The organism is Flavobacterium cupriresistens (assembly GCF_020911925.1).
GTDB classification, from domain to species: domain Bacteria; phylum Bacteroidota; class Bacteroidia; order Flavobacteriales; family Flavobacteriaceae; genus Flavobacterium; species Flavobacterium cupriresistens.
Genome location: NZ_CP087134.1, coordinates 1,614,272 through 1,626,755, shown reverse-complemented (window position 1 = coordinate 1,626,755; position 12,484 = coordinate 1,614,272). Strand labels below are relative to the sequence as shown.

General features: G+C 34.6%; 8 protein-coding genes. 2 read left to right on the top strand and 6 right to left on the bottom strand.

The annotated features are described in order from the left end of the window. Nucleotides 1-362: 362 nt before the first annotated feature. From LNP23_RS07300 to LNP23_RS07280, 5 genes are all read right to left on the bottom strand, one after another. Nucleotides 363-1,451, bottom strand: coding sequence for a homoserine dehydrogenase family protein (locus tag LNP23_RS07300; RefSeq protein ID WP_230004424.1), 1,089 nt, complete (start codon nucleotides 1,449-1,451; stop codon nucleotides 363-365). A gap of 217 nt (nucleotides 1,452-1,668) precedes the next feature. Beyond that, complete coding sequence (locus LNP23_RS07295; RefSeq protein WP_230004423.1) at nucleotides 1,669-2,973, bottom strand: O-acetylhomoserine aminocarboxypropyltransferase/cysteine synthase family protein; 1,305 nt, start codon at nucleotides 2,971-2,973, stop codon at nucleotides 1,669-1,671. A 55-nt stretch (nucleotides 2,974-3,028) separates the two neighbouring features. Further along, nucleotides 3,029-3,193, bottom strand: coding sequence for a hypothetical protein (locus tag LNP23_RS07290; protein ID WP_230004422.1), 165 nt, complete (start codon nucleotides 3,191-3,193; stop codon nucleotides 3,029-3,031). Nucleotides 3,194-3,585: 392 nt separating this feature from the next. Next, nucleotides 3,586-6,432 (bottom strand): TonB-dependent receptor plug domain-containing protein, encoded by a 2,847-nt coding sequence (locus LNP23_RS07285; RefSeq protein ID WP_230004421.1) that lies wholly within the window; start codon nucleotides 6,430-6,432, stop codon nucleotides 3,586-3,588. A 105-nt stretch (nucleotides 6,433-6,537) separates the two neighbouring features. Then, nucleotides 6,538-6,711, bottom strand: a complete 174-nt coding sequence (locus LNP23_RS07280; protein WP_165579334.1) for a hypothetical protein — start codon at nucleotides 6,709-6,711, stop codon at nucleotides 6,538-6,540. Between the two features lie 277 nt (nucleotides 6,712-6,988). On the opposite strand from LNP23_RS07280, the gene metK reads away from it, so the two are divergent. Both metK and LNP23_RS07270 read left to right on the top strand, forming a co-directional pair. After that, complete coding sequence (metK, locus tag LNP23_RS07275; RefSeq protein WP_047772842.1) at nucleotides 6,989-8,239, top strand: methionine adenosyltransferase; 1,251 nt, start codon at nucleotides 6,989-6,991, stop codon at nucleotides 8,237-8,239. A gap of 105 nt (nucleotides 8,240-8,344) precedes the next feature. Continuing rightward, the gene (locus LNP23_RS07270; RefSeq protein WP_230004420.1) at nucleotides 8,345-10,105 is read left to right on the top strand and encodes a DUF4153 domain-containing protein; all 1,761 of its coding nucleotides are present in this window, start codon (nucleotides 8,345-8,347) and stop codon (nucleotides 10,103-10,105) included. Between the two features lie 96 nt (nucleotides 10,106-10,201). Here LNP23_RS07270 and LNP23_RS07265 read toward each other — a convergent pair whose 3' ends face one another. Further along, a complete protein-coding gene (locus tag LNP23_RS07265; protein ID WP_230004419.1) occupies nucleotides 10,202-12,415 on the bottom strand; it encodes a hypothetical protein in 2,214 nt (737 codons plus the stop codon). Nucleotides 12,416-12,484 lie beyond the last annotated feature (69 nt).

The following is a 12,484-nucleotide window of genomic DNA, read 5'->3' as shown; positions in this document are numbered from 1 at the left end:
CCTCTCAAAAAATTCTGGGAGGCTTTGCTATATTTTTATTGTATTACAATATTAAGCAAAAGACATCCCCACGGTTTTAACCGAAATGACACAAAACATTTTGTAGGCATTTAAATTCATGTGATTAGTAGCTTTTTGGGTTTTACAAATATCAGAATAATAATTTTATTACACAAATGGAAATGAAGAATTTAATTACTAAAAATGTTAAAAAACATTATTTAAATGTTAAAAAATAGCTTCTAAAAGCAAAATTTCTTAAAAAAGCCATAAAGGGCCTTAAAAAATAGGTTTACACACTCCATATCAACTCTGCAAATCAGTTTATCAAAGAACATTTTTCAGTGTTTTAGTTCTTATACTTACAACCAAACAGCTTCTTTATTTCTGATTTTTTCAGCCACTTTCAGGATGTCGGTAATAATGCCGCGCGAAATTGCCTGCTTACAAGCCGAAGCACTTTTAATCACAATCGGCACAGCCGCATAAGATTGGGTATAAATCTCAAAAATCGTATCGGAACCTTTCAATTGTCCGATAGCCGAAGTAATGGGTTCAGAAACCAATTTGACTTCCAATGTATTTTTCTGAACATCAAATTCTCCTATATAGCGAAGCACATGATTGTCTGACTGGGTAATTTTTGCAATTTTGAAATACCGGTCAACCGCTTCTTTATTAAGTGTACCGTTTTTCTCCAGATGCGCCTCTTCAATCAACGGATTGATTTTTATATCCGAAAGTTCAAAGTCCTGCCCTATCTCCCGTGTTAGAATCAATAGTTTCCGTGCTGTATCATTTCCTGATAAATCCTCTTTAAAAGTAGAACGCATCAATCCTAAAAGACTGGCATCTTTTAAAATAGAAGAAAAAGTCGCCTCCTCTGAAGAGAATTGATTAAAAACATAACTCAGATTATCGGAGAAAACACCGCGAATTTTAGTGATTTTTTCTCCTGAGTAATACAAATCTCTTAAAGTCTGCAAAACCGGAACTCCTGTATCTACCGAGGTTTCATACAAAAACTCTTTATCGTACTTTTTAAGATTCTCTCTTATTTCTTTATAAAGCTCAATAGGCAACGTATTGGCTTTTTTATTTACCGCGACAATATTAAATCCGTTTTGAATTAAGGTATTGTAATGGCCTATCAGTTCCTCACTCGCCGTTGCATCAACAGCGATCAGATTTTCAAATTCATTTTCTTTTGCAAATTCAATAATATCTTCCACTCTAAAAGGCACTGCCAATTCTACAAAATTGGTTTCCCACGCGTACCCGACACCTTCTTTTTCAAAAAAAGCTACGGTAGAATTGGTGATAATCGGAAAATGAAAGTCAACATTTTTGTTTTGCAGAAAAAACTCCTGGCTTTCGATAATCTGATTGATTAAGGTACTTCCGATATTACCGATCCCGAAAAGGACAATGTTTATTTTAAGCTTTGACATAATTTTTAATTTTAAAATGACTCAAAAACAGAATTGTTTTTAATTAATTTAACCATATAAGACATTTAAGTTCCTTTTACTATTCGACCTTAGCTTACCTGAACTTATCGTACTTATATGGTTTAAACTTTATATTAAATTTTGTTTTTATAAAAAATCACCTCTAGCAAAAATCATATTGCTAAAGGCAATTTTTCAAACAAAAAACAAAAAAACCTTAATTTTTATTGATGCTGTATGCCTCTTTTTTAACCGTTGCGAAAACGGTTTGCAAATCAGCGATCAAATCCTCAATATCCTCAATTCCAACAGAAAGACGAACCAAGTCTTTAGAAACTCCTGTTTCTGCTTGCTCCTCCTCTGTCAATTGTTGGTGTGTTGTACTTGCCGGATGAATGATTAGGGACTTTGTGTCTCCAATATTGGCCAGAAGAGAAAACAATTTTGTTTCGTCAACTACTTTTTTAGCTGCTTCAAAACCGCCATTCAATCCAAAAGTGATGATTCCGCTTTGTCCTTCAGGCAGGTATTTTTTGGCTAAATCAAAATATTTACTGGACTCTAATCCCGGATAATTTATCCAGGCCACCTCATCTTGTTTCTCTAGCCATTTGGCCAAAGCCAAAGCATTTTCGCTATGTTTTTTGATTCGGATTGGTAATGTCTCTAATCCCTGAATGATCTGAAAGGCATTAAAAGGACTCAAAGCTGAACCAAAATCCCGCAAACCTTCGATTCTCGCTTTTGTGATAAAGGCAGCATTTCCAAGCGCTTCATGATACACCAAACCATGGTAACCCGGAGAAGGTTCTGTAAATTCCGGGAATTTTCCGTTTGCCCAATCAAAAGTTCCGGCATCAATAATAGCGCCTCCTAGCGAAGTTCCGTTTCCGGCAATATATTTAGTCAAAGAGTGAATTACAATATTTGCTCCGTATTCAATTGGTTTTAGCAAATAAGAAGTGGCTACCGTATTATCTACAATAAAAGGTACTTTGAAGTTTTTAGCTTCTTTCGAAATGGCACCCAAATCCAATACATCTAATTTTGGATTCCCTAAAGATTCTACAAAAAAGGCTCTTGTATTTTCTTTTGCCGCTTTGGAGAAATTTTCTGCTTTTGACGGATCAACAAACGTCGTTGTTATGCCTAATCGGGGTAAAGTTACTTTCAACAAATTGTAAGTCCCTCCATACAAACTGTTTGATGCTACTATATGATCTCCGGATTTTAACAAAGTCAGGAACGTTGTTGCGATTGCAGCGGTTCCCGATGCGGTAACGACTGCTCCAATTCCACCTTCGAGCGCCGCTAGTCTTTGCTCTAAAATGTCGTTTGTCGGATTGTTTAATCTGGTGTAAATAAATCCGGCTTCGGCAAGACCGAATAAATTGGCTGCATGATCTGAATTGTTAAAAACATACGATGATGTCTGGTAAATAGGCACGGCTCTTGTTCCTGCATTTTTAGTAACATCGTGTCCAGCGTGTAGTGCGTTTGTTGCAAATTTTTGTGTGCTCATAATTTCTTAGTTTTTAGTGTTGTTAATAGTATTTTAGTTTGTTATTGATTTATTTTTAAAAATAAAGGTCTTCTTCTTCTACTGCATACATTTGAAATAGTAATGATTTGTGTCCTTCCAGGCTCAACTCTTCTTTTACTTGAGTTACTTTCTCTATAATGTTGCTGTTTATTTTAAAATCTGCTTCTATTGCTTTCGAACTTTTAGCTGTGGTTTTCATACTTGTAATTTTTTAAAATGATGAAATAAAAAAAGCCCTTTTGGCTGGCTTACCAAAAGGGCTTATAGTTTAACTATAACAAAGATTTTATCTTTCACTTTTGGCAACAACAGACCGGAACGCATTTACGCATCATACAACACATTATCATTTTGTCTGCTATTGTTTTCATTTTATAAAATTGTATTAATTAAAAACTTTTAGATTTTTTTTAGTTCTACTAGTTTGATAGAGTAAATATAGTAACTATTTTTTAACTACCAAAAAAAAATGTATAATTTAACATTTAAAAAGAATTAAGCTACATAAATTTTGCTCCAATCCTTTGTAAACCCCTTTCAAATCAAGCTTAAAGCAATTTTGAATCTGAAAGGGATTTTTTTATTTTTTATTTAAAACTTGAACCCTAATCGTGCAAAAACAAATCTTCCGTTTAATCCAAATTGCGAAACGGCTCTTGAATAAGCAAATTGATTTGCGTTACTTAAATCGGTACTCGGTGCAGGAGACAAAGTTGGGGTTGTATTGGTAAAGGCAGGTGTTGAAGGATTGTTTCGGTCCGGATATACATCTCCTATATTGTTAACTCCAAGCGTAATTCTGAACTTCTCATTAATCTGATATCCTAAAGACAAATCGGTCACAATTTTTGCGCTGTATTCCGGATGTTCGTACACAGAAGAAAATCCGTCTAAGTTTACATCTGTTGCTCCGGGATCTGTTACCTTTCCGAAATAGCTGTTTCTTAAATAAATATCCAATTTCTTGATATTAAAAGTGGTGGTCAAATTTGCCTTCAACTTTGGAATTGCTTCTTCCAAATAAACTCTGCTTGACTCGGGAAAAAACGAATATTTAAAAGGTTCTCCTCCTGCATCAATAATAGACTGAGGAACATTTAAATCTCCTACTCTTTTGGTTTCATTATAACTGATCGCAAAATCATTTCTGATTGTGAAGTCGGCTACTACATTATATTTCTGAGAAATTACTACATCTATTCCTTTTGTCTCAGAATTGATTCCGTTTGTCCAGAATGAGGCTCTTTCTACTCCTTTTAAATCAAATGCTTCCTGAAACAGGGTCAATGCTTCTGCTTGTTCCGGTGAGGTAGCACCCGTAATTTGTGCGTCTGTTGGTCTTGCATATTGTCCTGTTAAAACAATTCGGTCATCGATTCTTGTAAAATAGGCATCGGTAGAAATGGTGATATTGGCTTCTGGAATTTTAAACGTAAAACCAGTGCTGATACTTTTAGATTTCTCCGGTTTTAAATTTGCTACACCAATGCTTTTTGCCGCATCGGAGTCATTTGTAAAATACCCCACCTGGTATGGAGCACCATTGATAAATTGAGTAGAGCTGGTTTCAAAATATTTTTGTTGCAATGAAGGTGCTCTAAAACCTGTTTGTCCCGAAATTCTCCAATTGATGAAATCATTTAATTTCAAAAGTGAAGCCAATTTAAACGTAACCGTATTTCCAAAATCAGAATAATTTTCGAAACGTGCTGCTCCGTTTAAAAGCCAGTTTTCTGTTGGGTTTAATTCTAAATCTACATAAGCTGCTACACTTTTTCTGTCTTTCTCTTTTGCATCGGTAGCTTGAAATCCTGAGAATCCCTGCGCTCCTGCTCCACGTTTGTTTCCGAAGAAATCAGTCACAATTAATGGTGAAGTTGTTGGCAATGTACCGGAAACAAAATTTCCGTTTACATCATATAATCCATAAGAGGCTTGTTCTCCTGCTTTAATCTGATAGTTTTCATATCTGAATTCTCCACCAAAAGCAACATTCAGTCCTTCTAAAACATCCAGTTTTTTACTAAAATCCAAATTGGTTGTACTTTGTAAAAATGAAACTTTACCGGCATCAAAACTAGATGGAGATTGTGTTCCCAAAGTTGCATTTATCGTATTGTTTGCTCCGTATTTAAAAGAGTTTGTCCCCAGATTTGAACTGAAATCAGTATCAAAACCAAACAATTGCGTTGTAATTCCCGCAGCAGCAGAAGCGTCTACGATGTCTGATTCTATTTCAGGCAAAAATCCATTTGAATATACCTGGGTAAAAGCTCCCGAAGCATTTGGAAGTCTGTTAAAGGCGTATGATTTTCCGTTTCTATAAGACAGTCCTCCAAAGGAATATAAGGAAGTAATCTCAGTCAAAGGATATTTAGCATTGAAATACAACTGTCCTGTTGCCAATTCTGACTGACCTACACTCATATTATAGTCACTTCTTTGCTGTCCTCTGTAATTCAATTCATTATTCGTTACATCAAAATTTAAGGCAGTTTGCATCTGAGCAATTGTGCTCGCAGAAGAAATCGCGGTTTGCTGTGCCGGTGTAAAATAACTTACTTGTGGCGCATATTGCTGTAATGTACTGATGATTTGTCCTGAATTTGGCGTTGCATTAATATTACTGAACAACGAATTGACCTGAACGCCATCTTGAGCCGCTCTGTTTTCGACCGCGTTATAGGCATTAAAAATAGGGTTACTTCTAATTCCAGCACGACTGGTAGCTTGTCTAGTTACGGCACTTCCGGTAACATTCAGATAACTTCCTTGTTTTCCTAAAGAGGTACCGTAGTTTAAGTCTAATTGCAAAGATTGTCCGTCACTTCCTCCTTTAAAATTATTGGAGCCTGAAGATACATTTGCCCCGTACTGAATATCTCCTGAAACGTATTTTGCATTCTTTTTCAATACAATATTGATTACTCCGGCGATGGCATCAGAACCGTATTGCGCGGCAGCTCCATCTCTCAATACTTCTATTCGCTCAATCGCGTAAGACGGAATTGCATTTAAATCAGTTCCGACAGACCCTCTTCCCGGTGATCCGTTTATGTTTACCAAAGCACTTGTATGTCTGCGTTTGCCATTTACCAGAATCAAAACCTGATCGGGACCTAAACCTCTTAATTGTGCCGGATCAACGTGATCTGTTCCATCTGCAGTAGAGGTTGGGTTACTGGTAAAGGATGGTGCAACATAATTTAATATTTGGGTTACACTGGTTTGTGGAGCCCCTTTTGTTATTTCAGCTATATTGAATACATCAACAGGAACAGGTACGTCTGTTTTTACTCTGTTTTTACTTCTTGACCCCACTATTGTGATTTCTGACAGTTCATTGTTTTGTAAAGTATCTTTTTCTTTTTTGTTCTCCTGAGCATACAATCCCGAGATGGTAGCCAAGCCAAAAATTAATAGTAATTTATTTTTCATTGTATTTGAATTAGGTTTTTTTATGCTGTTTGTTATTGAATGTTGCTTGTTATTTTTATTTCGTTTTCGACAAAAAAAAAACCTCTGCAGATTGGCAGAGGTTCTTTATATATAGCTGAAAACATAGTCTACAATAGTCTCTCTGCGGAAGTTTCCGGCATCATACAAGACATATTCTTTGAGATTGATTTCATGTTTATTTTGTTTTCTTTCGTTTTGATGGGGCAAATTTGCGGACTTTTTTTGGAACCACCAAACAAAAACCCAAAATATTTCCATTACCCTATCGAATTAGTATGTTATGTTAAATTTCTGTACAATAAATAAAAAAAACAAAACTTTAATTTGTCAATCAAAATGGTTTTATAACTTTGCACCCGAATACAGAGGAAAAATTTGAACTGATTGCAACCTCTTCATAATGAAATGGTTCGTTATGAATACTGAAATGTTTTGATTTCAGTAGTAAAAAATGCTAAAGCAGGAACTCTCCTTTAGCATTTTTTAGCAATTTTTTTACCTCGCTTAATTTTAATTATCTAATTAATAAATTATTATGGCTTATTTATTTACGTCAGAATCTGTTAGTGAAGGACATCCAGACAAAGTTGCAGATCAAATTTCGGATGCATTAATTGACAACTTTTTGGCATTTGATGCTAACTCAAAAGTAGCATGTGAAACTTTAGTTACAACTGGTCAGGTAATCCTGGCTGGCGAAGTAAAATCCAATACCTATCTTGATGTTCAACAAATCGCTCGTGAAGTAATCCGCAAAATCGGTTATACTAAGAGTGAGTATATGTTTGAAGCAAATTCTTGTGGAATTCTTTCAGCAATTCACGAACAATCTGCAGATATCAATCAAGGTGTTGACAGAGCTAAGCCAGAAGAGCAAGGCGCTGGGGATCAAGGAATGATGTTTGGTTACGCAACTAACGAAACAGAAAATTACATGCCTTTGGCACTTGATTTATCTCACAAATTATTACAGGAATTAGCCATCTTAAGACGCGAAAACAAAGAGATCTCTTATTTACGTCCTGATGCAAAATCACAAGTAACTTTAGAGTACAGTGATGATAACAAACCAACCCGTATTGATGCTATTGTAATCTCAACTCAACACGATGATTTTGATGAGGAGACTGCCATGTTGGCTAAAATCAAAAAAGACATTATTGATATTTTGATTCCAAGAATCATTGCAAAAAATCCAGCTCACGCTCATTTATTCAATGATAAAATCCAATACCACATTAACCCAACAGGAAAATTCGTAATTGGAGGACCTCACGGAGATACTGGTTTAACAGGAAGAAAAATTATCGTTGATACTTACGGTGGAAAAGGAGCTCACGGTGGTGGTGCTTTCTCCGGAAAAGATCCAAGTAAAGTAGACAGAAGTGCTGCTTATGCTACACGTCATATCGCTAAAAACTTAGTTGCTGCAGGTGTTGCTGATGAAATCTTAGTACAGGTTTCTTATGCAATTGGTGTTGCTCAACCAATGGGTATTTTTATCGATACTTACGGAACTTCTAAAGTAAACTTAACGAATGGCGAAATCGCTAAAAAAGTAGAGGCTATTTTTGATATGCGTCCTTACTTTATCGAACAACGTTTGAAATTAAGAAATCCAATTTATAGCGAAACTGCAGCTTACGGACACATGGGACGTAAACCTGAAACGGTAACAAAAACTTTTTCTGCTCCGGGAGGAAACGAAAAAACAGTTACAGTGGAGTTATTTACATGGGAAAAACTTGATTTTGTTGACCAGGTAAAAACTGCTTTTGGATTGTAATTTCAATCTAAAATCTATATAAAAAAAGGCTTTCTAAAAATTTAGAAAGCCTTTTTTTATAGCTGTTTATTTACTTTCTTTAATGTTTAAAATAACAGTTAAAATATGAGTAAATTACCTTCGTTACAAAACGTCATAAAGGCCACACAAAGAACAGTACTTCGGTTCCCTCTGGAAACGCTCACTGCCATTCTCGGAACCATTTTCGCTATAATTCTACAAGAAAAAAAATATGGTGGACCACAGGAGTTTTACATAAAAGCAGTCATGAGCTGCTCGCTTTGTCTGATTTTATTTCTTTCAGTGAGTTTGTATTTCCAAGCTTCAAAAAAAAGCAATTTATTACGTTTTTTAAGCAGTTTTATTCTAGGCAGTTTACTTATTGCGTTTGTTTTTAGTTTCAAAAAAAATATTACGGATGTAGAAGCTCAAGAATTTTTAGTCCTCAATATTGCTTTACACTTACTGGTTTCCTTTGCCGGCTTTTTACCCAAAACTTACCATCAGGAGGAATTTTGGGAATTCAACAAACAACTTTTTCTCCGAATTCTGACTGCTGGGCTATATAGCATGGTTCTTTATTGTGGTTTGGCGTTAGCCATATTGGCGATCGAAAAACTGTTTGGTTTTGAATTTTACGATCGAATTTATCTTTATATCTTCTTTACTATTACGGGCGTTTTCAATACCATTTTCTTTTTAAATGGGGTTCCTGAAACTAATAATCAGGAAAATCCATTACAATTGAGTTATCCAAAAGGTCTTAAAAACTTTACTCAATTTATATTATTGCCCTTGATAAGCCTTTACCTGATAATTCTTATTTGTTACGAAGCCAAAATCCTGATCACACTATCATTACCCGTAGGTTGGGTTTCTTATCTTGTTTTAGTATTTGCTATTTTTGGAATCCTTTCTTTTTTACTGGTACATCCGATTGCAAATGAAAAGGGCAATCTTTGGATGAAAACCTTTAATCGTTGGTTCTACTTTTTATTAATTCCTTTACTGGGGCTATTGTTTTGGGCTATTTTGTACCGAATCAACTTGTATGGTTTCACACACGAAAGGTATTATGTCTTGTTATTGTCAATATGGCTGGGGGTTGTTGTTTTGTATTTTTTAATTCAAAAGCAACCTAAAATTAAATTCATTCCGATAAGCATGTGCCTTGCAGGATTATTTTCTATTGTTGGACCGCAAAGTGCTAATTCGGTTTCAAAAAACAGTCAGCTATCGCGATTTCAATCTTATATTCAAAAAGACAAAGCAAAAAAATTAACCTTTGAACAAGAACAGGATTTCAGCAGTATTGTATCTTTTTTAGAAGAAAATTATGGCGTTGAAATTATGGTTCCTTACGCTGAAAAAGAATTAAAACCACTGCTTAAAAAGGATAAATTCCCAAGTGATTACGAAATAATGAAAGCACTGGGTTATGAATACAGATCAATGTATGAAGAAAAAGAGGATACTTCAATAAATTATTCTTATTATGAAAACGATCAAACTACGGTACAAAATATTCATGGTTTTGATATGTCTTTCCATTTATCAGATAACAGTAAGTTTGAATGTATTGACTGCATAAAAATTGAGAATAAAAGTTATTCACTTTATGCCAAAACAAAAGACTATGGTACTGATTTAACTATTAATGGAGAGGTCATTCCTTTAAAAATTATTCCTTTTATTAATGAAAATACCGGCTTTGGATCGCATCCAACAGATCAAAAAATCACCCAACTAATAGAGACTGATAAATACCGTATTCTGCTTACTTATCTTAATGTCTCCGGAGAATTAGAGAAGAAGAAAAAAGTAATTTCTTATTATCAAATAAAAGTAATGATTGGTGTCAAATAACAATTGTTGGTGGTAGGCAATAAGCTTGAAGCCGAAATCACTAAAAAAACGCGACAGATTTAAGAAACCTGTCGCGTTTTTTTAATAAATTAAGTTCTAATATGTGCCGTTTTGCATTTTTTCCAGAACTGCTTTCATTTCGTTTACTGTCTCTTCGTCCTGAACCGTACCGGAGTATTGCAATGCTTTTTCCTGAGTTTCAATCCCTTTTTCTTTTTGTCCGTCTTTATAATACAACTGCGCTAATGTATCTAAATAGTACGGATTGTTTTTCGTTATAATCAGACTGTATTCAGACCAATCAATTGCGGTTTTTACAAAGTCAATGTTTTCCGGTTCTGAAACTACTTTCCAGGCAGCTGAATTACACAGTTCAGAGTAATATTCTTTTAAGGAATTCCATCCATCAAAAGAATACTCATCAGAAGTATTAAATGTCTGGTACAATCCGTCTAATCTTTCAAACGGATTACCTTTTTCTAATGATAAATACTCTTTAAAGAAACCACCAAACTCTTTCGTATAGGCAGGCTCCTCTTCCAAAATAGCAAAATAACTTTTATAACAAAAAAAGCTACCCTTACCGGATGCGATTAACTTTTTGTAAGTCTTAATGATTTGATTCTTATTTGCTTTCTCCGAACTTTCATCTCCTAAACCAGACCCATTTGTCTGTAAAGCGGTTGAAATTTCATCCGTTAAAAAAACGTTTACCGGTCTGCTATAACCTGTTCCTTCCAGACCTTTTGTCGCTTCAATCGCATCATAATGTTTAATTAAATAATCAATCGCAAGAAAATCAGTACTGTTAAACATTCTGTCTTCATTAAAAAACAACTTATAAAATCCTTGATTCTTAATTTCCTGCAGAATTGTTTCAACCAAAAGCATGTTCGGCTTCGTATCTTTTTGATGTGTTTCGATTAATTTTTTCCAGATTTGTAAAACCTCTTTTTTATTAAAAGTGAATTTGCCCAACTTAAAACCTGTCGAAGCTATTTCATCTATCGTCTCACCACCAGCCTCATAATCCTTCAAAATGGAGACTTGGTTAAAAGCCGAAACCAGATCAGCGTCTGTCGCTTTTTTATTTCTGATTACCTTATTAAAAGTATACAAAGCATTGGCTTTCTCCAGTTTTTTTGGAAACCCATTATAAAAATTAAACTCTGCTTTTTCGTCTTCTAAAGTAGTCTTCGAACTAGTCAAGACAGCACCGTCACCATTTAAAATAACCACAGCAGGATTATTTAACAACTTATTCTTTTTAAGCCAATTTTTATCATCAGCACTCGCTAAGTAGTAATTAAAAACATCAAATTGAGCGTTATAAGCATCGTACATATTAGCTGAAACTTCTGCTTCGCGTTCTTTCACAAAGTGATCAAAATCGGCTTTCGCAAAAGAATTCTTATCGTTTGAATAAACGACCAAAAATTTTGTTTTTGCATTTTTAGTTGCTGCAATAGCATCCTTTAAATTATTTTCGATTTTAAGTTTAAAATCGAACTTCGGAGACTCATATTCATTCTCATTTATACCGGCGATACTATCCGAAGTAACGGCTTCGACACCAAAACCTTCATCAATCAAAGCCTCTTTGCCAGGATAAGTCCAATTAGCAATATTTTGGCTTTCAAGAGCTGTAACTTTTACTTCACTATCTAATTTCTGCTCTTTTTCATTTACAAAAGTCAACGGGTTCTTCCCTCCTTTATCTGATATTCGAAGCCCATTGGTTTTCCTGTCCAAAAATCCGGAAATTTTTAAGTCACCCGAAAGATCCGAATTGTATTTAATGGTTACTTCAGCAACATCCTTTGGCAAAGCGTACTTACAAAGTTTAGTCTCAGTTTCGTGACCTTCTAATACTAAATATAAAAAATCGCTTTTATCAATATCAAATGTGAGGTCCGCCTCTCTCCATTCTGGATCAATTTGGGTCTTAATATCTGAAAGTTTTTGATATTGAATGGCATCATTTCCTTTCTGCGTTCCTATGTAAAAGGGATAAAAAGAAGAATCTATAAATTTAATTTTAATTTTTTTCGCCTTCTTATCCTTTACAAAAGCAAGATCAAAACCTTCCTCTACACTCTTATTTTGAGCGAACAATAAGGAATCTCCTTTTATATTGTAATCACCGGAATACAATATAAATTCGTACTTGTTATTCTCTAATAAATTTAGTTTGATTTTTTGTCCTCTGTTTGTTGATAGGTAACTTCCTTTCTCGATACTTTTTGTTTGAGAAAAAGAGGCCGATATTAAACAAATGAACAGTGAAAAACTCCATATAAAATTGCGCATGCTTCTATTCTTTTTGGATTGTTAATTTTGCGCAAAGATATTTCATTCTTACTCCAATTACAGTCACAA

Excerpts from the sequence above, each read along its gene's own strand:
- LNP23_RS07300 (WP_230004424.1), bottom strand. The coding sequence starts at position 1,451 with ATGTCAAAGCTTAAAATAAACATTGTCCTTTTCGGGATCGGTAATATC.
- LNP23_RS07295 (WP_230004423.1), bottom strand. The coding sequence starts at position 2,973 with ATGAGCACACAAAAATTTGCAACAAACGCACTACACGCTGGACACGAT.
- LNP23_RS07290 (WP_230004422.1), bottom strand. The coding sequence starts at position 3,193 with ATGAAAACCACAGCTAAAAGTTCGAAAGCAATAGAAGCAGATTTTAAA.
- LNP23_RS07285 (WP_230004421.1), bottom strand. The coding sequence starts at position 6,432 with ATGAAAAATAAATTACTATTAATTTTTGGCTTGGCTACCATCTCGGGA.
- LNP23_RS07280 (WP_165579334.1), bottom strand. The coding sequence starts at position 6,711 with ATGGAAATATTTTGGGTTTTTGTTTGGTGGTTCCAAAAAAAGTCCGCA.
- metK (WP_047772842.1), top strand. The coding sequence starts at position 6,989 with ATGGCTTATTTATTTACGTCAGAATCTGTTAGTGAAGGACATCCAGAC.
- LNP23_RS07270 (WP_230004420.1), top strand. The coding sequence starts at position 8,345 with ATGAGTAAATTACCTTCGTTACAAAACGTCATAAAGGCCACACAAAGA.
- LNP23_RS07265 (WP_230004419.1), bottom strand. The coding sequence starts at position 12,415 with ATGCGCAATTTTATATGGAGTTTTTCACTGTTCATTTGTTTAATATCG.